Origin of the sequence: Halomonas aestuarii (genome assembly GCF_001886615.1) — a bacterium.
GTDB lineage: Bacteria > Pseudomonadota > Gammaproteobacteria > Pseudomonadales > Halomonadaceae > Halomonas > Halomonas aestuarii.
The window spans coordinates 650,421-673,670 of sequence record NZ_CP018139.1; the positions used below are offsets into that span (position 1 = coordinate 650,421).

The window sequence follows — 23,250 nt, forward strand, 5'->3', positions numbered from 1 at the left end:
GTTCTCAGGCGTCGGACTCGCCCAGCACCTCGGGGATGGTCATGCGCACATAGCGACCGGGCGCCGGCTCGAGGATATCGAGCTCGCCGTCACCGGGCTCGCGCGCCGGCACCGTCTTCTCGGGATCGACATAGCCGTTGTCGAGCATCCACTGCTGCCAGTGCGGCCACCAGGAGCCCTCGTGTTGCTGGGCCCCCTCGAGCCACTGCTCGGCGGTGTCCGGCAGCTCGTCGTTGGTCCAGAAGCCGTACTTGTTCTTGCTCGGCGGATTTACGATCCCGGCGATGTGGCCGGAGCCGCCCAGCACGAAGGTTACCGGGCCCTTGGGCAGCAGCGCCCCGTAGTAGGTGCTGTTCCACTTGGCGATGTGGTCCTCGCTGGTGGAGATGAAGTAGCTCGGCGTGGAGATCTTGCGCAGGTCGATCTTGACCCCGTCGAGCTCGATCCCGCCGGGCTGCACCAGCCGGTTCTCCATGTACATGTGGCGAAGGTACCAGCCGTGGGTGCCGGCCGACAGATTGGTCCCGTCGGTGTTCCAGTAGAGCAGGTCGAACGGCGCGGGCGCGTCCCCCTTCAGGTAGTTGTTGATGTAGAAGGACCAGAAGAGGTCGTTCTCGCGCAACAGGTTGAAGGAGTAGGCCATGACCCGGCCGTCGAGGTAGCCGTCGCGCTCGAGCTTGGCCTCGATGCCCTCGATCACCGGCTCGGAGAGGAAGACGCCGATCTCGCCGGGGTCGCGGAAGTCCTGCAGCGTGGCCATGTAGGTCACCGACTTGACCTTGCGGCCGCGGCGGGTGCTGGTCAGGTAGGCCACGGTGGAGGCGGTCAGGGTACCGCCGATGCAGTAGCTCAGCAGGTTGACCGACTTCTCGCCGGTGGCCTGCTCGATGGCGCCCATGGCGTCGATGGGGCCCATCTGCATGTAGTCGGCCCAGGTCAGGTCACGCTGTTCCGGCCCGGGGTTGCGCCAGGAGATCAGGAACACCGTGTGGCCCTGCTCCACCAGCCAGCGTACCAGGGAGTTGTCCTGGCGCAGGTCGAGGATGTAGTACTTGTTGATCCAGGGCGGCACCACCAGCAGCGGCGTCTTGTAGACCTGCTCGGTGGTCGGCTTGTACTGGATCAGCTGGATCAGCTCGTTCTCGTAGACCACCGAGCCCGGCGTGACGGCAATGTTCTCGCCGATGGCGAAGGCACTGCGGTCGGTCATGGTGACGTTGAGACCCTCGGCGGAGTTGGCCAGGTCCTCGCGCAGGCGGGCGAGTCCCTCGACCAGGTTCTGGCCGCGGGTCTCCTCGGTCCTGCGCATAACCTCGGGATTGGTGGTCAGGAAGTTGGTCGGCGCCATGGCATTGACGAGCTGTCGCGCATAGAAGCCGAGATTGCGCTTCTGGTCGGCCGAGAGGCCATCCAGGCGTTCGATCAGATCCTCCACCATGCGCGAGAACAGCAGGTACTGCTGCATGATCGCCAGGTAATAGGGGTCGTCGCGCCAGGCATCGTCCTTGAAGCGCCTATCCCCCCGGGACGGAGTGATCAGCGGCTCGACGTCCTCGCCGGCCAGCCGACGCAGCGAATGCTGCCACAGCTGGACCTGGTCCTGGAGCAGCCGGGACTGGGTCTGCCACAGCAGGGGCGGATTCCGCATCAGTGATTCGGCGCCAGCCTGGAAGCTGCGTCGCATGTCTTCATGGACCGATTCCGCCGCATCGCTGGGCACCATGCGTGCCAGCAGATCCTGCATCAAGGCCTTGTATTCCTCGCCGATCGCGCTGAGCTGGGCGTTCCACGCCTCGAGCTCGGCCTGTGTCGGTGCTTGCACCCCTGACTGCATTGACCCCTCCTGTTGTTCATGACGGCCGGACATGACGCCGGCCTAGGGTTCGACGCGGCGTCTGCCGCATCACCTTGCGACGTGCAAGGCATGGCCAAAAAAGATGCTGCCCGGCACCCGCGGGGCGGGCGCCGGACAGAGGCGGTGACGGACGACGTCTCAGCGCTTGCGCGAGGACTGGCTGCTCGCCTTGGCCGGCTGGTCCGACTTGGCGGTCTCCTTCTTGACCGCCTGGCCGGCCTGCTCGGCCTGTTCCGCCAGCAGCTTGCCGGACTCGGCATAGAGCTTCTCCAGCTCGGCCTTGAACTCCAGGCTCATCTCGCTCATGGCCTTGGCGTCCTCGAGCATCTGCTTGGAGAGCTCGTTCATCATCTCGGCCTGGCGGGCGCCGAAGTCGCGCATGCTCTCGGCATCGCTGAGCTCGCTGGCATCGCGCATGCGCTCGGTGCCCATCTGGCTGTAGCGCTTCATGGACTCCATCTGATGCTGGGTCATCTTCTCCATGTTGTTCAGCATCAGGGAGTTGAGCTTGCGCATGGGTTCGAAGAACTTGCGGGCCTGCTCGTTGAATGCGTCGGTCATCTTGTCCTGCATGTCGAATTCCTCCTGGAGGATCGGTCACGAACGGTTTGTTGCACTGCACAAAGCCTAGTCTTCCACTCCGGTGGTTGCAACCGGATTGATGCGCCCTCCCGCGAAGGTCGCACGCGCCCTGCCAGACCTGGCATCAGCTCTCGCGCTTGCTCCGCGAGCGGGCGCTGGCGGTGGACTTGCGGGCGGTGCTGCCGGAGGTGTTGCTGGCGTTGCCGGACGACTTGCTGCCGCCGGAAGACGTCTCGCTGGAGGAGTCCCCCGAGGCCGACCCGCTGCCGCTGCCGGAACTGGTCGCGGCCTTGGACAGCATGTCGAGCATCATCTGCTGGTAGTTGCCGAAGCTGGACAGCCCCTGGGATAGCCCCTGGGTCAGGTTCTGCGACAACCCCTGCTGCTGCAGGAAGGGCTGCATCAGGCTCATCGGGTCGTATCCCTCCACGCCCGACTCCATCTGCTTGTGGATCCGGTTCAGCAGATCCTTCTGGAAGGCCTCCACGTCGGGCAGGCCCAGCGCCTGACGGAACTCCTCCGGGGTCAGGTCGAATTCGACGTTGATCTTCATGGCGTCACTCTTGTGGGTGGACGACTGAAGTGTAGCAGCCATGCCGGCTGACGCCGCTCAACGCAGCCGGGGCGTCGATACGCGGACCTCGCCGTTCTGGCCACGCTGGCGCAGCAGGTGATCCATCAGGGTCAACGCCATCATCGCCTCGGCGATGGGCGTGGCCCGGATGCCCACGCAGGGGTCGTGACGCCCTTTGGTGACGACCTCCACCGGCTGGCCGTGGACGTCGATGGAGCGCCCGGGCATGGTGATGCTGGAGGTGGGCTTCAAGGCCAGGTGCGCGATGATCGTCTGGCCGCTGGAGATGCCGCCCAGCACGCCGCCGGCGTGGTTGGAGAGAAAGCCCTCGGGGGTCATCTCGTCGCGATGCTCGCTGCCGCGTTGGGCCACGGCGGCGAAGCCGTCACCGATCTCGACGCCCTTCACCGCATTGATGCTCATCAGGCCGTGGGCCAGCTCGGCGTCCAGCCGGTCGAAGACCGGCTCGCCCAGGCCCGGGGGCACGCCCTCGGCCACCACGCTGATCTTCGCCCCCACCGAGTCCTGGTCGCGACGCAGCTGGTCCATGTAGGCCTCGAGCTCGGGCACCCGCGCCGGGTCGGGGCAGAAGAAGGGGTTCTCGTCCACCGCGTCCCACTGCTTGAAGTCGATGGTGATCGGGCCGAGCTGGCTCATGTAGCCGCGCACCCGGATGCCCTGCTGCGCCAGGTATTTCTTGGCGATGGCCCCGGCCGCCACCCGCATGGCCGTCTCCCGTGCACTGGAGCGCCCGCCCCCGCGGTAGTCACGGATGCCGTACTTGTGGTGGTAGCTGTAGTCGGCGTGGGCGGGCCGGAACTGGTCCTTGATCTTCGAGTAGTCCGTGGAGCGCTGGTCGGTGTTCTCGATCATCAGGCCGATGGCGGTGCCGGTGGTCACGCCCTCGAAGACCCCGGAGAGGATCCTCACCCGATCGGCCTCGCGTCGCTGGGTGGTGTGGCGGGAGCTGCCGGGGCGACGGCGGTCCAGGTCATGCTGCAGGTCCTCCTCGGTGAGCGGGAGTCCCGGCGGGCAGCCATCGACGATGGCCCCCAGTGCCGGGCCATGGCTCTCGCCGAAGGTCGTGACGGTGAACAGCTTGCCGAAGGTGTTGCCGGACATGAACGCTCCTCCTGGGGTCGGGAGAAATGGGGGCGAGAGGGGTGAATCAGGCGAAGGACGCCGCATGGGCGTCGAGTTCATCGGCGGTCAGGGCGAAGACGCCCTGGCCGCCGCGCTCGAATTCCAGCCACAGGAAGGGAACCTCGGGGAAGGCCGCCTCCAGGTGGTGATCGGAGTTGCCGACCTCGACGATCAGCACGCCCTCGTCGGTCAGGTGGTCGCGGGCCTCGCGCAGGATGCGCCGGACGATATCCAGCCCGTCGCGGCCCGCGCCCAGCGCCAGCGCCGGCTCATGGCGGAACTCGGCGGGCATGGTCGTCAGGTCCCGGGTGTCCACGTAAGGCGGATTGGAGACGATCAGGTCATAGCGCCGGCCGACGAGGCCCGCGAAGAGGTCGGACTCGACCGCGCGCACCCGATCCCCCACGTCATGGCGGGTGATGTTGAGGCGCGCCACCTCCAGCGCCTCGGGACTGATGTCTGCCAGGTCGACCTCGCAGGTCGGCAGGTAGCGCGCCGTGGCGATGCCGATGCAGCCCGACCCGGTGCAGAGATCCAGCACCCGGGCGGGCGGCTCGCCGGGGAACCAGGCGGCGAAGCCATGCTCGATGAGCTCGGCGATGGGCGAGCGCGGGATCAGGACCCGCTCGTCGACGCTGAACGGCAGCTCGGCGAAGAAGGCCTCCCCCAGCAGGTAGGGCAGCGGGCGGCGGGTCTCGATGCGGGCACGGACCAGCGACACGATGCGGGTACGCTCCATGGGCAGCAGCCTCGCCTCCAGGACCGCCGGGTCGACGTTCCAGGGCAGGTGAAGCGCCCCCAGGCTCAGCGCCACGGCCTCGTCCCAGGCGGACGCGGTACCGTGGCCGTAGTGAAGGCCGGCCAGGTGGAATTCGCTGGCGGCCCAGCGCAGGCAGTCGCGCAGGGTGATCAGGCCCTCGGTGAGGGCCTCGTCGCTCAGCACGAGGGTGGAGGAAGACGCATCAGGGGAAGATTCAGCCACGGGGCATCCTGGAGTCGGGGGTTCGAAGGAACAGGAGGTCAGATTGTAACCGGGGCCGCGGTTCACAGCCACGACTGGGGCGGTATACTGGCGCCACGTTCCACTACCCGAAGTCCCCATGAGTCGAGATCGCCACGTGCCGGACGACGACGAGATCAGTGCCTTCCGCCAGGCCCTGCGGGAGGCCGGCGTGCGCCCCATCGCCAGCAACCGCGCCGATCCCGGTCGCCGGCGTCGGCGCGACCCCGCCGTTGCCGAGCGGCGGGCGGCCGCCACCACGGTCACCGATGACATCGCCGGGGGCGGCCGCACCTCGGATGGCCGGGTCGAGCCGGTGCGGCCCTCGGAGTTCCTCGACTTCGCGCTCCCCGACCTGCCCTGGCGCACGCGACAGCAGCTCAAGCGCGGGCGCATCGCCTGGGAGGCGGGGCTCGACCTGCATGGCCACACCCTGGAGGAGGCCCGGGAAGAGCTGGAGGCCTTCCTGCGGGACGCCGCCGATCGCCGGCGACGCTGCGTGCTGGTCGTGCACGGCAAGGCCTGGGGCAGCACCAGCGACTATCCCGTGATCAAGAGCCACGTGAACGCCTGGCTGCGGGAATGGCCCAGCGTGCTGGCCTTCTGCTCGGCCGCCACGCTCGACGGCGGCACCGGGGCGGTCTACGTGCTGTTGCGTCGACGCGGCGCCCAGGCCTGAGCGGCGCGCCGCCGGCCTTGCCTCAAGACGGTTCCTCCTCCCCCGACGGCTCCACGACGACCGCCTGGCTCCCCCATCCCGGATGGGTGAGCCCCTCGAAGCGATCCAGCGCGTCCACGGCCAGGTGCCGACCGAGGCTGATCAGGGCCTCGGCCCGGTGGAACTCGTAGGCGCCACACACCGTCTTCGGCACCTCGATCAGCACGTCCGGCGGATAGCCCGCCACCTTGTACTTGGCCAGGGCCGCCTGGGTGATGTCGAAGGATGCCAGCACCATGTCCAGGCGCCCCCACTCCCGGTTGCCCCGCTCCAAGGCCTCTTCCATCTGCCCCTTCCTGACGCCGTTTCCGGCAGCCTCGTCGTTGGTAGTGCCGTTGGCATTGCCATTGGTGTTCCCTAAACCATCGAACAGTCGCCGGGCGGCCCCGCGCACCCCGTCGATCCAGCTGGCGAAGTCGATGCCACCGGCATCCCGGGCCTCCTCCCGGGCCTGCTCCTCGGCGGCCTCATCCGGCGGCAGCAGCTCCTCCAGGCTCACCGGCCGAGGGCTGTGGGCGGTGGCATTGACCGCCAGCACGAAGTCCGCCCGAGCCGACACCGTGGGAATGATCGGCAGGGGGTTGAGCAGCCCGCCATCCACCAGGACCTGGTCGTTGCGATGCACCGGCGTGATCACCCCGGGCACGGCGATGGAGGCGCGGATCCCCTCTAGCAGCGAGCCACTCTGGAACCACACCTCGCGCTGGCGGGTCAGGTCGGTGGCCACGGTGGTCACCGGAATCGCCAGGTCCTCGATGCGGGTATCGCCGATCAGGCTCTCGAGCTTGCCCATCACCTTGTTGGCCTTCATGGCCCCCATGGGGCTCCAGGTGACATCGACCAGCCTGACCACGTCGAAGTAGTCGAGCTGGCAGACCCAGTCCCGGTAGGCGGCGAGCTGCCCGGCGGCATAGACGCCGCCCACCAGGGCCCCCATGGAACACCCGGAGATCGCCACCACCCGGTAGCCCCGGGCCTCGAGTTCCTCGATCACCCCGATATGGGCGTAGCCGCGCGCCCCGCCGCTGCCGAGCACCAGCGCCACCGTCTTGTCGCGAGGGTTGTCGGCCTTGTGCTCCATGTTCATGATCCGCCCTCCCTCTCAGTTGATCCGCCCTGGCGAGTGCCAGGCGACGATGGCCGTCGCCACCTCTGCCACGGCCGCCGGCTCCAGGTGCAGGTGGTGCCCGCCCGACAGGACGCGTCGTGCCAGGTCGGCTACCGCGGCCCTGGCCCGGCGGGCCCGCGCCCGGTCGCCCAGGATGCCGGTCGTCCCCTCCACCAGCAGCACCGGGCAGCGAATCGCCGCCAGCATGGCCGTCACCTGTTCGGGGCAGAACCGCACCAGGGAGGGGCGCAGCAGGCGGGCATCGGTGCGCAACTGCACGTGGCCATCGGGCAACCCCTCCAGGTTGCGAGAGACCAGCGGCCGCGCCGTCTCGGCATCCAGGGGCGTCGCCCCGCCGGCGACCCGAGCCGCCACGGCGGCCTCACTATCAGGATAGCGCGGCGCCGAGGAGAGCGTGCGCCGATGGGCGAGAAGCCCCTTGCGCAGCTGGGCGGGAGCCTCGCCGGCGTCGGTGGTCAGGGCGCCCAGGCCATCGACCAGGACCAGGGCCTCGACGCGCTCCGGCAGGGCGGCCGCGGTCAGGCAGGCCACGCCGGCGCCCATGGAATGAGCCAGCAGGGTCGCCCGGGAGAGGTCCAGGTCGTCGCAGGCATCGAGCAGGTCGTGGACGTAGTCCCACAGCGCGTAGTCGCCGTGGCGATGCGCCGAGAGACCGTGACCGGCGAAGTCGATGGCCACCACCCGGATGCCGAGACGCTCGGCCAGGCGCGGGGCCAACCGCGAGAAGCTCGCGGCATTGTCCAGCCAGCCGTGCAGGGCCAGCCAGGTGGGGGCCGCCGGGTCGCCCCATGCCAGGGCCCCCAGGCGCCCGCCGGCGAGGCGCAGGTCCTGGGGCTGGCACGCAGACTCGCTCATGATGACCGCCCGATCAGGTCGTCGATCATCGCCACCAGGGCCGTGCGGGTGTCGTCGGGGCATTCCATGGGGAACATGTGGCCCCCCTGGACCTCGGCGACACGCACCCCGCGACGACGCAGCCGGCGCCGACGGTGGGCGGTGAGCACCCGTGACTCGCGACCCGCCAGCACGCCGAGCGGCACCTGGACCCGCTCGGGCAGGTCGTCGAGGTGGTCGGGCAGGTGACGGAAGATCTGCACCTCGATGTCGGGGTCGTAGACCAGCACCACGCGCCCGTCATCGAGCTGGCGGGTGCCGCCGTCCACGTAGTCGTGGAGGGCCTGGTCGGTGAAGCGGCGAAACAGCGAGCGGCGGCGCAGGTATTGGCTCATGGCCTCCTGGCTGGGCCAGGTGTCACGGCGCCCCAGGGTCCGGCCGGCCGGGGTGACGTGGTCGGCCAGGCCGAGGCGCTTGGCGGCCTTCATGATCCAGGCATCCAGGCCGAGCATCAGGGGGGGATCGAGCATCACCACCGCGCTGAAGCGCTCGGGAGACTGCTCGGCGGCCATGGCCATGAGCACTCCCCCCATGGAGTGCCCCACGCCGACCATCGGGCCCGGCAGCCGCGCGAGATGTTCCAGCAGCTCGTCGCGCAGGGCCAGCCAGTTGTGCCCCACCGGGAAGTCGGGGTGATGGCCGAGGCGATCCAGCGGGTGCACGTCGAAGCGCTCGGCCAAGGGCGCCAGGAAGCTGCGGTAGCTCTGCCCCGGGAACCCGTTGGCATGGGCGAAGACGAGAGGACAACGCGGGGGCTGGTCGGATCGGCTCATGGACTCTTCCTGCTGGCGGGCGTCGGGTCGGCACCCTTATGGCGCCTGGCGATAGCAGGCTAACGGGATTACCATGTTTCGCCAAGTCGTCCTTCGGCGACAGGCACAACGAGAGGAGCTCACCGTGGTCGACCCCCGCAAGCCCGCCCGAGACACCCGCGCCCGCAACCGGGTGTTCTTCGTCACCGTGATCGCCGCCGTGGTGGTCGGCCTCTGGCTGGTGCGCTAGGCCATGGCGCCCATGGAGCTCTCGGCCCTCTTCCTGAAGACCCTCGAGATCACCCTGCCGGTCTTCGCCATGGTCTTCATCGGCCTGGGGCTCAAGCGGGCGCGCTGGATCGACCCCGCCTTCGTCTCAACCGCGTCACAGCTGGTGTTCAAGGCGACCCTGCCGACGCTCATCTTCCTCAGTATCGTCCGCGCCGACCTGGGCGCCACCCTCGACCCGACCCTGCTCGGCTTCTTCGCCCTCGCCACCCTCGGCAGTGTCCTGTTCTGCTGGGGCTGGGCGACCCTGCGGGTGCCCTATCGGGAACGGGGCGTCTATATCCAGGGTGCCTTCCGCGGCAACTGCGGCATCGTCGGCCTGGCGCTCGCCGCGGGGATGTACGGCGACTTCGGCCTCTCCACCGGCAGCCTGCTGCTGGGCGTGGTGATCCTGACCTACAACGCCTTCTCGGTGATCGCCCTGGTCACCTACCAGGAGGGACAGCGGGCCGACTGGCGCAGCATCCTGCGCCATATCGCCACCAACCCGCTGATCCTGGCGGTCGTCGTCGCCGTCCCGGTGGCGGCGACGGGCTGGCCCCTGCCCGGCTGGCTGATGACCTCCGGCGACTACTTCGCCTCCCTGACCCTGCCGCTCGCGCTGATCTGCATCGGAGCCACGCTCTCGTTCAGCGAGATCCGCCACTCGGGTCGGCTGGCGGTCAGCGCCAGCCTGCTGAAGATGGTCACCCTGCCGATGCTGGCCACGGGCGCCGCCTGGCTGGCCGGCTTCGAGGGCCCGGCGCTGGGGGTGATGTTCCTGTTCTTCGCCAGCCCCACCGCCGCCGCCGCCTTCGTGATGGCCAAGGCGATGGGCGGCAACGCGGCCCTCACGGCCAACATCATCGCCCTGACCACCCTGATGGCGAGCCTGACGATCACCCTGGGCGCCTTCGGCCTGACCGCCGCCGGCGTGATCTAGGCTCCCGTCACGCGTTGCCGGCGGACCCGCCCGCCCGGGTGCCCTCGACCACCTCGAACTGCTCGATGCCGCCGCCCTCGGCGGTGGCCTCCGGTGGCAGCGGGTCGGCGTGGGCGCGCCTGAAGTCGTCGCTGCCGACCCAGTCGCGGAAGGCCTGCTGGCTCTCCCACTCGGTCTCCACCACGTAGGGCGCCTGGTTGCCCATGGGGCGCAGCACGCGCATGGCCAAGAAGCCAGGCTGCTGGTCGATCTGCCCCGCCCGGGCGCGGAAGCGCGCCTCGAACTCCTCCTCGAAGCCGGGGTTCACGTGGATGCGGTTATTGACGATATAGCTCACGGGACCTCCTGGTCGTTGATGTCCGCCGGCGAGACGAGGCGCAGCAGTCGCGCGCAGCCCGCCGCGCGGACCTCGGCCGTGAGTTCGGCCACGGCGGCCGTGGTGAAGCCGGGGCCCCGGTCGGTGCGCCCCTCCACCAGCAGCCCGGTCAGCGCCGCGACCAGCGGCATGTGGCTGACCAGCATCAGCGGGCGGTCGTCGGGCTCACCGAGCAGCCAGTCCACCACCGCCTCGGGCGGGTCGTCGGGGGTGATCAGCGCCAGGGTCTCTACCTCGAGCCCCAGCGGTTCGGCGATCCGCTGCGCGGTCTGGCGGGCCCGCACATAGGGGCTCGCCACCAGGCGCAGGCGCGTCGCGTCGAGGTCGCCGCGGGAGGCGAGCCAACGTCCCATGCGCTCCGCCTCGCGCTCGCCCCGCTCGGTGAGGGTGCGCTCGGCATCCGGCCGGCCGGGGCCGGCCTCGCCGTGGCGCATGATCAGCAGCCGCTCGGCCCATCGTTCGGTCATGCTGCTCCCCCGCCGTCGCGGCGATCCTGCCGAACATCGGCGCGCGGCAGCACGAACTCCACGTCGCTGCTCTGTTCGCCCTGCATCAGCAGCCGCGCCATCTCCCGGGCCGGCACGCCCTCGAAGAGCACCTGGTAGAGCCCCTCGGCCAGCGGCATGTAGACCCCGTCCTGGCGAGCCTTGTCGCGCACCAGGCGCACGGTGTTGACGCCCTCGGCCACCTGGCCCAAAGCCTCGACGGCCTCGTCGAGGGTCCTGCCCTCCCCCAGGGCCTGGCCCACCCGATAGTTGCGGGAGAGTGCCGAGGAACAGGTGACGATCAGGTCGCCGACGCCGGCCAGCCCCAGGAAGGTCATGGGGTTGGCGCCCTGGTCCACGGCGAAGCGGCTCATCTCGGCCAGGGCGCGGGTCATCAGCATGCTGCGGGTATTCTCGCCCATGCCCAGTGCCGCCGCCATGCCCGCGGCGATGGCATAGATGTTCTTCAGCGCACCGCCCAGCTCGACGCCGAAGCGGTCGTTGCTGGCATAGACGCGGAAGTAGTCGCAGCCCAGGGCGGCCTGGACCCGGGTGCGGGTCTCGGCGTCGTCGCTGGCGATCACCGTCGCGGTGAGCTGCTTCTGGGCGATCTCCGAGGCCAGGTTCGGCCCCGAGATCACGCCGATATGGGGAAAGCCGGTCTCCTCCTCGAGGATCTGGCTCATCAGCTTGAAGCCCTCCTCCTGGATGCCCTTGGTGGTGCTGACGAGGATCTGGCCCTCGTTCAGCCAGGGGCGCGCCTGACGCACCACCTCGCGGAAGGCCTTGGAGGGAATGGAGACCAGCACCAGGTCGGCGCCCTTCAGCACCTCCTCCATGGCGGTGGAGGCCACCACCGCGGGATTGATGGCGTAGTCGGGCAGGTAGCGGCCGTTGCGGTGGTCGCGCGTGATCTGCGCCGCCAGGTCGGGGTCGCGCAGCCACTGGCGGACCTCGGCCCCGTTGTCGGCGGCGATGCTGGCGAGCGCCGTGCCGAAGCTGCCGCCGCCGAGCACCGCCACGCGCATGGATGGGTCTGACATGATCGCCCCGGGAAGCTGAATGGATGAGGGGAGTGTAACGAAAAAACGCCCCGTCGAGGGGCGTGTCGTAGGCGGGAGCCGCCCGGACCGGTTGGCCGGTCCGGGCGTGCCGGGGTCAGTCGATCATGTGCAGCAGCGAGTCGATGCTCGATCTGGCATCACCGTAGAACATCCGGGTGTTGTCCTTGAAGAACAGCGGGTTCTCGATGCCGGAGTAGCCGGTCCCCTGACCGCGCTTGCAGACGAAGACCTGCTTGGCCTCCCAGACCCTGAGCACCGGCATGCCGGCGATGGGGCTGTTGGGGTCCTCTTGGGCGGCCGGATTGACGATGTCGTTGGAGCCGATGACGATGACCACGTCGGTGGAGGCGAAGTCGTCGTTGATCTCGTCCATCTCCAGCACGATGTCGTAGGGCACCTTGGCCTCGGCCAGCAGCACGTTCATGTGCCCCGGCAGGCGACCGGCGACCGGGTGGATGCCGAAGCGCACCTCCTTGCCGGCGCTGCGCAGCTTGCGGGTCAGCTCGCTGACCGCGTTCTGGGCCTGGGCCACCGCCATGCCGTAGCCCGGCACGATGATCACGCTTTCGGCGTCGTTGAGGGCGCTGGACACGCCGCCGGCGTCGATGGACACCTGCTCGCCCTCGATCTCCGCCGCCGGCCCCTTGGTGCCGCCGAAGCCGCCGAGGATGACGTTGATGAAGTTGCGGTTCATCGCCTTGCACATGATGTACGACAGGATCGCACCGGAGGAGCCCACCAGGGCGCCGGTGACGATCAGCAGGTCGTTGGAGAGCGTGAAGCCGATGGCCGCCGCGGCCCAGCCGGAGTAGCTGTTGAGCATCGACACCACCACCGGCATGTCGGCGCCGCCGATGCCCATGATCAGGTGATAGCCGATGAAGAACGCCAGGGCCGCCAGCAGCAGCAGGGTCCAGAAGCCCGCCCCGTTGAAGTAGAGGATGGCCAGCAGCAGCGACAGCGCCGCCGCGCCCGCATTGAGCAGGTGTCCGCCGGGCAGCTGCTTCGGCTTGCCGTCGACCTTGCCCGCCAGCTTGCCGAAGGCGATCACCGACCCGGTGAAGGTCACCGCGCCGATGAAGATGCCCAGCGCCACCTCGACCTGCAGGAAGGTCAGTTCCGCAGGCGTCTTGTGGGTGAGCAGGGCCGCGAAGGCGGAGAAGTTCTCCATGCCCTGCTCGGCGGCCTGGGCGGCCAGCACCCGGCGACGCTCCAGGTCCGCGCTCCAGGCCACGAACACCGCGGCCAGACCGACGAAGCTGTGCAGTGCCGCCACCAGCTGCGGCATCTCGGTCATGTCGACCTTCTTGGCCACATAGACACCCGCGGCGGCCCCGATCACCATCATCGGGATCATCCACACGTAGCCGCCGATGCCCGGTCCGAAGGCGGTGAAGAACACCCCCACGGCCATGCCGACGATGCCGTACCAGACGGCCCGCTTGGCCTTCTCCTGGTTACTCAGTCCCCCCAGCGAGAGGATGAACAATACACTTGCCGCGATCGCTGCGGCAGATACGAATCCTTGACCCAACATGTCGTGTCTCCGCCGCTCAGGATTTCTGGAACATGGCCAGCATCCGGCGTGTCACCAGGAAGCCACCCACGATATTGATGGATGCGATCAGCACCGAGATCGCCGCCAGCACGCCGACCACGATGCTGCCCGAGCCGATCTGCAGGATCGCCCCGAGAACGATGATGCCGGAGATCGCATTGGTCACCGCCATCAGCGGCGTGTGCAGCGAGTGGCTGACGCCCCAGATCACCTGGAAGCCGACGAAGCAGGCCAGCGCGAAGACGATGAAATGCTGCATGAAGGAGGCGGGCGCCACCTGGCCTAGCAGCAGCATCAGGGCGCCGCCGACCGCCAGCAGGGTCACCTGGCGCTTGGTCTGCGCCTTGAAGGCAGCATGTTCGGCGGCCTTCTTCTCCTCCGGGGTCGGCTCCTTCTCCTTGGGCTTGGGCTTGGCCGCGCCGATGGCCTTCACCTTGGGCGGCGGCGGCGGGAAGGTGACCTCGCCCTGATGGGTCACCGTGGCGCCGCGGATGACGTCATCCTCCATGTTGTGATCGATGACGCCATCCTTCTCGGGGGTGAGATCGGTCAGCATGTGGCGGACGTTGGTGGAATAGAGCAGCGAGGACTGGGTCGCCATGCGCGAGGGGAAGTCGGTGTAGCCGACCACCGTCACGCCGTTGTCGGAGACCACCTTCTCGTCGGCCCGGGTCAGGTCGCAGTTGCCGCCCTTCTCGGCCGCCAGGTCGATGATCACCGACCCGGGCTTCATGGCCGCGACCATGTCCTCCAGCCACAGCTTGGGCGCCGGCTTGCCGGGGATCAGTGCCGTGGTGATGACGATATCGACGTCCGGTGCCTGCGCGCGGAAGCACTCGAGCTGCTTCTCGCGGAATTCGGGGCTGGAGGGGGCCGCATAGCCGCCGCTCTCCGAACCGTCCTGGCTGTCCTCGAAGTCGAGGAACAGGAACTCGGCGCCCATGGACTCGATCTGCTCGGCGACCTCGGGACGCACGTCGAAGGCACGCACCACGGCCCCGAGGCTGGTGGCCGTTCCGATGGCGGCAAGCCCGGCCACGCCGGCGCCGATCACCAGCACCTTGGCAGGGGGCACCTTGCCGGCCGCGGTCACCTGGCCGGTGAAGAAGCGTCCGAAGTTGTTGCCGGCCTCGATCACGGCGCGGTAGCCGGCGATGTTGGCCATGGACGACAGGGCATCCATCTTCTGGGCCCGCGAGATGCGCGGCACCATGTCCATCGCCACCACGGTGGCGCCCTTGGCGCGACATCTCTCCAGCATGTCCTCGTTCTGGGCCGGCCAGAAGAAGCTGATCAGGGTCTGGCCCTCGCGCAGGCGCTCGGCCTCTTCCTCGAGGGGCTCGCGGACCTTGATCACCACCTCGGCCTCGCTCCAGAGCGCCTCGGCGCCGTCGACCACGGTGACGCCGGCATCGCGGTAGGCCGCGTCGTCGAAGCCCGCCGCGGCGCCGGCACCGGATTCGATGAGGCAGTCGTGTCCCAGCTTCTGGATGAACTTCGCGCTGTCAGGGGTCAGCGCGACGCGCGCCTCACCCTTGGCGAGCTCCTTGGGTGCACCAATCTTCACGTTGGATCTCCCGCTAGTTATTGAAATCTTGCACAGATGAGCCCGGTTATTCATACCTGAGCATGCCGCAATGCACAACAGCCAGGCGGGCGTTGACACTGGGCTCAATGTAGCACTATTGCCCCACAGAAAACGCGGGGATTCGTCCAAGGCGGACATCCTCGGAACGGGCGGGGTACCCACAAGAAGGCCGCCCGAAGGCGGCCTTGTGCGGTTGGCGACATCGCGGGGGATGTCGGTGCCGTGCGAGCGGTCAGGCGCTCAGCAGGGCATTGAGGCGCTTGACGTATGAGGCGGGATCGTCGAGGTGACCGCCCTCGGCGATGATCGCCTGGTCGAGCAGGATGCGCGCCAGGTCCTCGAAGCCCTCGCCCTCGACGCCCTCCAGGCGAGCCACCAGGGCATGCTCGGGGTTGAGCTCGAGGATCGGCTTGACCTCGGGCATCGGCTGGCCGGCGGCCTCCATGATGCGGCGCATCTGGAAGCCCATCTCGTGCTCGGGCAGCACCACGCAGGCCGGGGAGTCGGTAAGGCGATGGGTCACCTTGACCTCCTGGACCTCGTCGCCCAGCGCCTCCTTGACCCGCTTGACCAGTTCCTCCTTGGCCTTGGCGGTCTCCTCCTGGGCCTTCTTCTCGTCCTCGTCCTCGATCTCGCCGAGGTCCAGCTCGCCCTTGGCGACGTCGACGAAGTGCTTGCCCTCGAACTCGGTGAGGTGGCTCATCAGCCACTCGTCGATGCGGTCGTGGAGCAGCAGCACCTCGATGCCCTTCTTGCGGAAGACCTCCAGGTGGGGGCTGTTCTTGGCCGCGTTGAAGCCGTCGGCGACGATGTAGTAGATCCGCTCCTGCCCCTCCTTCATGCGCGAGACGTAGTCGGTCAGGGACTGGTCCTGGGTGGCGCTGTCGGTGTGGGTGCTGGAGAAGCGCAGCAGGCCGGCGATCTTCTCGCGGTTGGCGTGGTCCTCCGCCGGACCCTCCTTGAGCACGCTGCCGAAGGTGTTCCAGAAGGTCTGGTAGGCCTCCGGGTCCTTGGCCAGCTTCTTGAGCATGTCCAGGGCGCGCTTGGTCAGCGCCGACTTGATCTTCTCGACCTTCGGGTCCTGCTGGAGCAGCTCGCGGGAGACGTTCAGCGAGAGGTCACGGGTGTCCAGCACGCCCTTGATGAAGCGCAGGTACAGCGGCAGGAACTGCTCGGCGTCGTCCATGATGAAGACACGCTGCACGTAGAGCTTCACGCCCCGGGCGCCATCGCGCTCGTAGAGGTCGAAGGGGGCGCGCCCCGGCACGTAGAGCAGGCTGGTGTACTCGAGCTTGCCCTCGACCTTGTTGTGGCTCCAGGTCAGCGGGTCGCTGAAGTCGTGGGCCACATGCTTGTAGAAGGCCTTGTACTCGTCGTCGGTGAGCTCGGACTTGGGCCGCACCCACAGCGCCGTGGCCTCGTTGACGGTCTCCCAGGTGGTGGTCTCGCTGCCCTCGATCTCGTTGCCGTCCTCGTCGCGGGCCTTCTCGACCTTCGGCATGCGCACCGGCACCTCGATGTGGTCGGAGTACTTGCGCACCAGGCTCTTGAGGCGGAAGTCATCGGCGAACTCCCCGGCATCCTCCTTGAGGTGCAGGGTGATCTCGGTGCCGTGGACCTCCCGCTCGATGTCGGCGACGGTGAACTCGCCCTCGCCCTTCGAGTGCCACTCGACGCCGGCATCGGCCGCGGTGCCGGCCTTGCGGGTGCGAACGGTGATGTCGTCGGCGACGATGAAGCCGGAATAGAAGCCGACGCCGAACTGGCCGATCAGCCGGGCGTCCTTCTGCTGCTCGCCGGAGAGCTGCTTGAGGAACTCTGCGGTGCCCGAGCGGGCGATGGTGCCGAGGTTCTCGATCACCTCGTCGCGGCTCATGCCGATGCCGTTGTCGCGCACCGTCACGGTACGCGCCTCGGCGTCGTGGTCGATCTCGATGCGCAGCTCGCTGTCCCCCTCGTAGAGCGCATCGTTGTCCAGCGCCTGGTAGCGCAGCTTGTCGCAGGCGTCGGCGGCGTTGGAAATCAGCTCGCGCAGGAAGATCTCCCGGTTGGAGTACAGGGAGTGGATCATCAGGTGCAGCAGCTGCTTGACCTCGGTCTGGAAGCCGAGGGTCTCTTCATGGGTGGCAGTGGTCATGTGTCTCGGACCCCTCTTTCGACATGACGAAGGTGGCAAGGCCACCGGTGTGGAACTGTCGTCGATATGGGGACCGCTGCCGGCTTTTCAACCGTCGGTGGACGGGTCGCCGAGAACGAAATGAAGACGCGCCGTGGCGATCGGCACGCCCTCGCGCTCCTGCCAGGCCGTGACCTGCACGTTGCCCATGCGCCGGCCCTCCCTCATCAGGGTGCAGCGCGCCAGGGTCGGCGTCACCCGTGCCGTGCGCAGGTAGTCGATGGAGAGGTCGATGATGCGCGGCAGCCGAGGGGCCCGGGTAGCGAGCATCAGGTCCAGGGTCGCGGCGGTCTCCATGAAGGCGGCCACGACCCCGCCATGGAGCGCCGGCAGCAGGACGTTGCCGATGTTCCCCTCGCGCGGGTCGAGACGGAAAAGCAGGCCCTCCCCGTCCGGGTCGGGTCGGGCCTCGACGCCGATGCGCCTCGCATAGGGGATCAGCGACAGCCAGGCCTCCACGTCGCCCTCGGCGCGGGTCCGTGCCAGCCACTCGATGTCCTGGAAGCCTTCATGCATGGTCGTGCTCCTCGGCGAACAGCGCCTCGGCGAAGCCCGCAGGCGTGTTGCGAGGCCCCAGCCGCACGAAGTTGCCGATGCCCCTTGCCAGCGGCCGCCCGGCCTCCTGCCAGAGGGTGCCCTCGGTGAAGACCACCGAGGCGGTGACCCGGACCACCCGCGCCTCGGCGATGATGTCTCGCCCGGCCACCCCCGGCCGGTAGTGATCAATGCGCAGGTCCAGGGTGGGACAGACCTCCGGGGCCGGCAGGGCCGGCAGCACCGCCGAGCCGCAGGCGGTGTCCAGCAGCATGGTCAGCACCCCGCCGTGCACCAGCCCCCGGGCGGCGTCGCCGAGCAGGTCGTCGCTCCACGGCAGGCGCATGGTGGTCGCCTCGGGCGTCACCTCGAGCACCTCGAGGCCGAGCTCGCGCGTGTGGGGAATCACCGTGACGAAGCGCGTCAGGGCGCGCCGCCAGTCGTCGGCGCTGGGGGGATGGTCGTGGGGCATCCGGACCTCGGTGTGCGGCTGTCGGCAGAAGATTCAAACGATCGTATCAGGGCAGTCGTTCACCGTCGCGTCGACCTTCGCCGGGGGCCGTCGGCCCTCCCTCCCGATCTGCCCGCCAGGCGCGATAGCCCGCCAGGCGTCGATCGACCCGGGTCAGCAGCCAGCCGACGATCACCACATCGTCCACCAGCCCCACCAGCAGGAGCACGTCGGGAATCAGGTCGAGGGGCGAGACCAGGTACGCCAGGGCGGCCAGCATCCACAGGAAGGCCCCCCAGGGCACCGGCCGGTAGCGGCCAAGCAGCACGTCGCGGGTCATGGGCAGGAACAGCCGCAGGGCCCGCGCCATCTGGCCGAGCACGCGGGAGCGCCGGCGCAGTCGCGCCACCAGGAACCCGCCATCGAATCTGGCCATCTCGATCTCCTTGCCGCCACGCACAAATACCGCTACACGATAGGATATCGTCGCCCCCACGGACAGCCGGCGGCTGTCGGGCCACGGCGACACTACTCAAGGCACCCGCCATCAGCCACCATGGCGGGACTGCCGACCGCCACACCCGAGAGGCCACCCCATGCCCCTGTCATTCGGTCACTGCAAGACCCTGATCGCCGCCACCCTGTGCTGCTTGCCGCTGCTCGCCCAGGCCAGCGACCTGGCCATGCAGGAGGCCCTTCAGGCCGCGCGAAGCCAGCAGTGGCAGAAGGTCGACAGGGGCGCCATCAAGGACCATGTCCTGGCCGGCTACGTGGACTATCATCGGCTGCGTGGCCGCCTGCCCGGGGCCGAGCCCGAGACGGTACTGGCGTTCATCGAGCGCCATGGCGACTCCCCGCTGGCGGGGTGGATGCGCGGCCAGGCCATCGAGGAGTATGGCGAGGCTGGACGCTATGCCAGCCTGCTGGCGGTGGCAGACGGGGTTCCCTCGGGCACCGAGCGCCAGTGCCACTTCTACACGGCCCAGCTCGGCGCCGACCCGCAGGCGGCCGCCCGGGGAGGACGGGAGCTGTGGCGCGTCGGCCATTCGCAGCCGGAGGCCTGCAATACCCTCTTCGACACCCTGCGGGCCCGCGGCGACATCGGCCAGGAGGAGATCTGGGAGCGCATGACCCTGGCCTGGCAGGCCGGCGAGACCGGCCTGGCCGACTATCTCGGCCGGATGCTCGGCAACGCCTGGCAGAATGGCCGCTCGGCCATGGCCCTGCTGCAGAAGGACTTCTCCGCCATCACCCGGATCCCCGCCTGCCTCGGGCCGGAGTGCCGCGGCAGCAGCGCGCTCTTCGCCGCCGCGATGCACGGCTTCACCCGGGCGGATACCGAGGCCGCCCTGGAGGCCTGGCGCAAGCTCTCCCCTCACCTCTCGCTCGAGACCCGTCATCGCCGCGAGATCGAGCATGACCTGGCCTTCTACTCGCTGGTCCGCGAGGTCGACCAGAACCTCGATTGGGTCGACGACCTGCTGGCCCAGCGCGATGACGACGACCTGCTGGAGCTGCGGACCAGGACCGCGCTGGCCGATCGCGACTGGATGGGCGTGATCGACTGGATCGGCCGGATGTCGGCGGAGCAGCGTAGCGAGAGTCGCTGGCAGTACTGGACCGCCCGGGCCCAGCAGCAGCAGGGCAACGACACCCTGTCCCGCGAGGCCTATGCCCGAGCCGCCGAGCAGCGCAACTTCTTCGGCTTCGCCGCCGCCGACCGCCTCCAGCGGCCCTACGCCCTGAACCACGAGCGCAGCCCGATCGAGGCGGACGCCCGCGAGGCCGTGGCCGAGTGGCCGGCCGTGCGCCGTACCGAGGCCCTGCTGCGCATCGGCGAGCCCGGGCTCGCCGCCAGTGAGTGGCACGCCGCCGTGGCACGCGGCACCCGGCAAGAGGCCCGGCTGATGGCCGACTATGCCCAGCGGCGCGGCTGGCAGGCACGGCTGGTGCAGACCACCATCGCCGGCAAGCTGTGGGACGCCCTGGAGTGGCGCTTCCCCGAGGCCTATCGCGACGACTTCCTGCACTGGGGCCGTGAGACCCGCGTCGACCCCTACCTGCTGATGGGCATCGCCAGGCGCGAGAGCGCCTACAACCCCGAGGCGCTGTCGCCGGCCGGGGCCCGCGGCCTGATGCAGCTGATGCCGGGGACCGCCACCCTGGTCAGCCGCCGGCTCGGCATCAGCGACCCGGGGCCCTATGGCGTGCTCGACCCGGGCGTCAACATCTGCCTGGGCAGCGCCTATATCCGCGACATGCTCGACCGCTATCAGGGCAACCGGCTGGCCGCCACGGCCGCCTACAATGCCGGCCCCAGCCGCGTCGACCGCTGGCTGCTGGATGCCCCTCAGGAGTTCGACCTCTTCGTCGAGAGCATCCCCTTCCGCGAGACCCGCGACTACGTACAGGCCGTGCTCGCCTATCGGGTGATCTTCGAAAGCCTGGCCAAGGGCGGCGACACCTCTGGGGTCTCGATGCTCAGCCCGGCGGAGACGTCGGTGCGCTATGACCGCTCGCTGCTGGCCAGCAACTGAGGCGGCATCCCGACAGGCTCGACGCCAGCGGCCCCGGTGAACGCCGGGGCCGCTGGCGTTGGGGAGGGGGTCACTCAGCCCGGCGGGCGGGTCAGCGCCAGCTTGATGCCGAAGCCGACCAGCACGGCGCCGGTCAGGCCGTTGAGCCAGCGGCTGAACGCCGGGCTGGCGAGCCAGCGGCCCGCACTGCCCACCATCACCACGATGGCCACCTGCCACAGGTTGGCGACCACGAAGTGCACCCCGGCCAGCCACAGCGACTTGGCCAGCGCCGGGTCGTCCGGGGCGATGAACTGGGGCAGGAAGGCCATGTAGAAGACCACCGTCTTGGGGTTGAGCACGTTGGAGAGCAGCCCCTCGCGCACCGGCCGCCACAGCGGCACCGCCTGACGCTCTGCCTGGACGCCCGCCACGGGAAGCCCCTGTCCCCGGCGAGCGGCCAGCAGGCTCGCCACGCCGAGCCACACCAGGTAGGCGGCGCCGGCCAGCTTGAGCAGCCCGAAGGCCCAGGCCGACTGCAGCAGGATCAGCGAGATACCGAGTGCCGAGACCGTCGCATGCACGAAGAGGCCGCAGCAGATGGCCAGGCTGGTCGCCACGCCGTCGCGCCAGCCCCCGCGGGCGGTGTTGCGGATCACCAGCAGGGTGTCCACCCCGGGGCTCATGCTGAGCAGCGTGATGGCCACCAGGAAGGGCCAGAACTGTGCGTCGATGAACATGGGAAGCCCCGCGTGATGGTCGGGAAGGGGACATCGCCCCGGGCGGTGGATGAACCGGCCCGGCACTCAGCCGTTGAAGATGCCGCGCCTGGCATGACGCAGGGAGATCTGGTCGTTGAGGGTCCAGAAGTCGTAGAGCACGCCGAGCCCGCAGAGGCCGAAGGTCAGCAGGTAGAGGATGCCGGTCAGCCACTTGCCGAGGTAGAAGCGATGGATGCCGAACACCCCCAGGAAGGTGAGCAGCAGCCAGGCCAGGGAGTAGTTGATGGGCCCGGCCTCGAAGCGCAGGTCCGCCTGGCGGTCCATGGAGGGGATCAGGAAGAGATCGATCAGCCAGCCGATGCCTAGCAGCCCCAGGGTGAAGAACCAGATGGTCCCGGTGACCGGCTTGCCGTAGTAGAAACGATGGGCGCCGAGGAAGCCGAACAGCCACAGCAGGTAGCCGACCAGCTTGCTGTGAGTGTCTCGGGAGGCGATGCGCGATGGGCTCATGGAGGCTCTCTGTACCTGGGAGGATTCGGGCGGGAGGGATGCTGGACGCCCACGGGCTTTCCATCTACAGTGGTTTTTGCGGGCGACAGCGCCAGTCTCCCTGTGTCACTGTGTTGACGCAACCTTGGCGCTGCTGCACTATCCGCTACGTTGGTCAGCAAGCAGAAAAGTCGTCAGTTGTACTTCGATTCCTTCGATATACCCGGTGCGCACTTGCTTCTTGTCCTGCCCACGTATTACGGGCTCACGGCGAGGTCTTCCCTCCCGGACCCAGCACCATTATTTAGTTAGTTAAGGAAATCGACAATGGCAACTGGCACTGTCAAGTGGTTCAACGACACCAAGGGCTACGGCTTCATCTCTCCGGACGACGGCGGTGATGACCTGTTCGCTCACTTCTCCGAGATTCAGGCTGAAGGCTTCAAGTCCCTGCAGGACGGCCAGAAAGTCACCTTCGAAGTGACCCAGGGCAAGAAGGGCCTTCAGGCCTCCAACATCCGGGCAGCCGACTGATCCTCGGTTGAACCGGACGCGACCGACCGGCGATGCCGACCGGTCGCCGAAGAGAAAGGCCCACCGTTCGGTGGGCCTTTTTCGTGACGGGCCTCTTGCATCGAGAGGCCTGCTCCGCCGGCCGGCGAGGCGTCAATCGCCGCCCGCGTCGCTCCCCTGGAGATCGGACTCCAGGGCATCCCCCGGCGCCTGGCGCTCCGCCTCCTGAAACTGCTCCTCGATCTGGCGGCTCGCCTCCTCGAAGCGCTTCTCGGTCTCCTTGATGATGGCGTTGACCTCCTCCTCGCCGAGCTCATCCGGCACCGTCGAGACGTCATCCGGCAGTGAGGTGGGCTCCTCCAGGACCGCGTCCAGATCCATGGAAGCCTCCGTATCGGCCATCGGTTCGCTCTCCGGCGTCTGCCGCTCGGCCTGTTTGAACTGCTCCTCGATCTGGCGGCTCGCCTCCTCGAAGCGCTTCCCGGTCTCCTCGATCATGGCATCGACATCGGTCCGGGTGGTCTCGCCGGGCAGCGACGCGTCCTCGCCCAGGTTCTCGGCCGACGACTCATCGAGGGTCTCGTCCCGGGCCTGCGCGTCGATCTCGACCTCGCCGCCGTCGGCAGCGGACGCTTCGGCCATCCCGGCCTCGTCCGCTGCGCCGGCCGACTCGTCGGCGTCCGCCTCGGGTGTCGATGCCGCCTGTTCGGTTGGCTGCTCGGTCGTCGGCTCGGCCGCCGGTTCGGTTGCCGCGTCCTGCGCCTGCTCTTGCTGCACCTGCGCCTGCTCTTGCTGCACCTGCTCCTGCTCGGACGGTGCCGGCGTGTCCTCACCGTTACCGCACCCGGCAAGCCCCGCGACCAGTGCCAGGGCCGCGACCAGCGGCATCCAGGGTTTCATTGGCATTCTCCTGCTCGTGCC

General features: G+C 68.6%; 25 protein-coding genes. 5 read left to right on the top strand and 20 right to left on the bottom strand.

What is annotated here, in order from left to right; all coding sequences use genetic code 11:
• Window positions 1-4: 4 nt before the first annotated feature.
• From phaC to prmB, 5 genes are all read right to left on the bottom strand, one after another.
• Complete coding sequence (gene phaC, locus BOX17_RS02975; protein ID WP_071941987.1) at window positions 5-1,834, bottom strand: class I poly(R)-hydroxyalkanoic acid synthase; 1,830 nt, start codon at window positions 1,832-1,834, stop codon at window positions 5-7.
• Between the two features lie 159 nt (window positions 1,835-1,993).
• Window positions 1,994-2,428: a phasin family protein gene (locus tag BOX17_RS02980; RefSeq protein ID WP_071941988.1), complete on the bottom strand. Its 435-nt coding sequence runs from the start codon at window positions 2,426-2,428 to the stop codon at window positions 1,994-1,996.
• 133 nt (window positions 2,429-2,561) lie between these two features.
• Window positions 2,562-2,990 (bottom strand): hypothetical protein, encoded by a 429-nt coding sequence (locus tag BOX17_RS02985; protein ID WP_071941989.1) that lies wholly within the window; start codon window positions 2,988-2,990, stop codon window positions 2,562-2,564.
• A gap of 57 nt (window positions 2,991-3,047) precedes the next feature.
• The gene (gene aroC, locus BOX17_RS02990; RefSeq protein WP_071941990.1) at window positions 3,048-4,133 is read right to left on the bottom strand and encodes a chorismate synthase; all 1,086 of its coding nucleotides are present in this window, start codon (window positions 4,131-4,133) and stop codon (window positions 3,048-3,050) included.
• A gap of 46 nt (window positions 4,134-4,179) precedes the next feature.
• Entirely contained in the window at window positions 4,180-5,136 is a 957-nt protein-coding gene (prmB, locus tag BOX17_RS02995; protein ID WP_071941991.1) for a 50S ribosomal protein L3 N(5)-glutamine methyltransferase, read from the bottom strand.
• A 118-nt stretch (window positions 5,137-5,254) separates the two neighbouring features.
• On the opposite strand from prmB, the gene BOX17_RS03000 reads away from it, so the two are divergent.
• On the top strand, window positions 5,255-5,833 hold the full coding sequence (locus BOX17_RS03000; protein ID WP_071941992.1) for a Smr/MutS family protein: 579 nt from the start codon (window positions 5,255-5,257) through the stop codon (window positions 5,831-5,833).
• A gap of 22 nt (window positions 5,834-5,855) precedes the next feature.
• Here the strand turns inward: BOX17_RS03000 and BOX17_RS03005 are convergent, their stop codons facing one another.
• The 3 genes from BOX17_RS03005 to BOX17_RS03015 are packed head-to-tail and all read right to left on the bottom strand — an operon-like array spanning window position 5,856 to window position 8,668.
• Window positions 5,856-6,959 carry a patatin-like phospholipase family protein gene (locus BOX17_RS03005; RefSeq protein ID WP_071941993.1) on the bottom strand — a complete coding sequence of 368 codons (1,104 nt, stop codon included), beginning with the start codon at window positions 6,957-6,959 and terminating at the stop codon, window positions 5,856-5,858.
• A 15-nt stretch (window positions 6,960-6,974) separates the two neighbouring features.
• Window positions 6,975-7,856 (bottom strand): alpha/beta fold hydrolase, encoded by an 882-nt coding sequence (locus tag BOX17_RS03010; protein WP_071941994.1) that lies wholly within the window; start codon window positions 7,854-7,856, stop codon window positions 6,975-6,977.
• On the bottom strand, window positions 7,853-8,668 hold the full coding sequence (locus BOX17_RS03015; RefSeq protein ID WP_071941995.1) for an alpha/beta fold hydrolase: 816 nt from the start codon (window positions 8,666-8,668) through the stop codon (window positions 7,853-7,855). Before BOX17_RS03015 ends, BOX17_RS03010 begins: the two co-directional genes overlap by 4 nt.
• Window positions 8,669-8,741: 73 nt before the next feature.
• Here BOX17_RS03015 and BOX17_RS16920 point away from each other — a divergent pair, with 73 nt between their 5' ends.
• Window positions 8,742-8,897 (top strand): hypothetical protein, encoded by a 156-nt coding sequence (locus tag BOX17_RS16920; RefSeq protein WP_164508616.1) that lies wholly within the window; start codon window positions 8,742-8,744, stop codon window positions 8,895-8,897.
• Window positions 8,898-8,909: 12 nt separating this feature from the next.
• Window positions 8,910-9,857 carry an AEC family transporter gene (locus tag BOX17_RS03020; RefSeq protein ID WP_071946585.1) on the top strand — a complete coding sequence of 316 codons (948 nt, stop codon included), beginning with the start codon at window positions 8,910-8,912 and terminating at the stop codon, window positions 9,855-9,857.
• A gap of 7 nt (window positions 9,858-9,864) precedes the next feature.
• Here BOX17_RS03020 and BOX17_RS03025 read toward each other — a convergent pair whose 3' ends face one another.
• From BOX17_RS03025 to BOX17_RS03065, 9 genes are all read right to left on the bottom strand, one after another.
• A complete protein-coding gene (locus BOX17_RS03025; protein WP_071941996.1) occupies window positions 9,865-10,194 on the bottom strand; it encodes an antibiotic biosynthesis monooxygenase family protein in 330 nt (109 codons plus the stop codon).
• Entirely contained in the window at window positions 10,191-10,700 is a 510-nt protein-coding gene (gene sixA, locus BOX17_RS03030; protein WP_071941997.1) for a phosphohistidine phosphatase SixA, read from the bottom strand. The genes BOX17_RS03025 and sixA overlap by 4 nt, the downstream gene beginning before the upstream one ends.
• Window positions 10,697-11,761, bottom strand: coding sequence for an NAD(P)H-dependent glycerol-3-phosphate dehydrogenase (locus BOX17_RS03035; RefSeq protein WP_071941998.1), 1,065 nt, complete (start codon window positions 11,759-11,761; stop codon window positions 10,697-10,699). The genes sixA and BOX17_RS03035 overlap by 4 nt, the downstream gene beginning before the upstream one ends.
• A 115-nt stretch (window positions 11,762-11,876) precedes the next feature.
• Entirely contained in the window at window positions 11,877-13,319 is a 1,443-nt protein-coding gene (locus tag BOX17_RS03040; RefSeq protein ID WP_071941999.1) for an NAD(P)(+) transhydrogenase (Re/Si-specific) subunit beta, read from the bottom strand.
• Between the two features lie 16 nt (window positions 13,320-13,335).
• A complete protein-coding gene (locus BOX17_RS03045) occupies window positions 13,336-14,907 on the bottom strand; it encodes a Re/Si-specific NAD(P)(+) transhydrogenase subunit alpha (RefSeq protein WP_071942000.1) in 1,572 nt (523 codons plus the stop codon).
• A 253-nt stretch (window positions 14,908-15,160) separates the two neighbouring features.
• Window positions 15,161-17,065: a molecular chaperone HtpG gene (gene htpG, locus BOX17_RS03050; protein WP_071942001.1), complete on the bottom strand. Its 1,905-nt coding sequence runs from the start codon at window positions 17,063-17,065 to the stop codon at window positions 15,161-15,163.
• A gap of 87 nt (window positions 17,066-17,152) precedes the next feature.
• On the bottom strand, window positions 17,153-17,620 hold the full coding sequence (locus tag BOX17_RS03055) for a PaaI family thioesterase (protein WP_071942002.1): 468 nt from the start codon (window positions 17,618-17,620) through the stop codon (window positions 17,153-17,155).
• Window positions 17,613-18,110 carry a PaaI family thioesterase gene (locus tag BOX17_RS03060; protein ID WP_071942003.1) on the bottom strand — a complete coding sequence of 166 codons (498 nt, stop codon included), beginning with the start codon at window positions 18,108-18,110 and terminating at the stop codon, window positions 17,613-17,615. The genes BOX17_RS03055 and BOX17_RS03060 overlap by 8 nt, the downstream gene beginning before the upstream one ends.
• 46 nt (window positions 18,111-18,156) lie before the next feature.
• Entirely contained in the window at window positions 18,157-18,525 is a 369-nt protein-coding gene (locus tag BOX17_RS03065; protein WP_071942004.1) for a YkvA family protein, read from the bottom strand.
• Between the two features lie 160 nt (window positions 18,526-18,685).
• Here BOX17_RS03065 and BOX17_RS03070 point away from each other — a divergent pair, with 160 nt between their 5' ends.
• Window positions 18,686-20,626, top strand: coding sequence for a transglycosylase SLT domain-containing protein (locus BOX17_RS03070; RefSeq protein ID WP_071942005.1), 1,941 nt, complete (start codon window positions 18,686-18,688; stop codon window positions 20,624-20,626).
• Window positions 20,627-20,700: 74 nt separating this feature from the next.
• Here BOX17_RS03070 and BOX17_RS03075 read toward each other — a convergent pair whose 3' ends face one another.
• Both BOX17_RS03075 and BOX17_RS03080 read right to left on the bottom strand, forming a co-directional pair.
• The gene (locus tag BOX17_RS03075; protein WP_071942006.1) at window positions 20,701-21,345 is read right to left on the bottom strand and encodes a LysE family translocator; all 645 of its coding nucleotides are present in this window, start codon (window positions 21,343-21,345) and stop codon (window positions 20,701-20,703) included.
• 66 nt (window positions 21,346-21,411) lie between these two features.
• Window positions 21,412-21,837, bottom strand: a complete 426-nt coding sequence (locus BOX17_RS03080; RefSeq protein ID WP_071942007.1) for an NINE protein — start codon at window positions 21,835-21,837, stop codon at window positions 21,412-21,414.
• 306 nt (window positions 21,838-22,143) lie between these two features.
• Between BOX17_RS03080 and BOX17_RS03085 the strand changes: the two genes are divergently transcribed.
• Window positions 22,144-22,350, top strand: coding sequence for a cold-shock protein (locus BOX17_RS03085; RefSeq protein WP_040187864.1), 207 nt, complete (start codon window positions 22,144-22,146; stop codon window positions 22,348-22,350).
• A gap of 132 nt (window positions 22,351-22,482) precedes the next feature.
• On the opposite strand, the gene BOX17_RS16925 is transcribed toward BOX17_RS03085, so the two are convergent.
• The gene (locus BOX17_RS16925) at window positions 22,483-23,229 is read right to left on the bottom strand and encodes a prolipoprotein diacylglyceryl transferase (protein ID WP_071942008.1); all 747 of its coding nucleotides are present in this window, start codon (window positions 23,227-23,229) and stop codon (window positions 22,483-22,485) included.
• Window positions 23,230-23,250 lie beyond the last annotated feature (21 nt).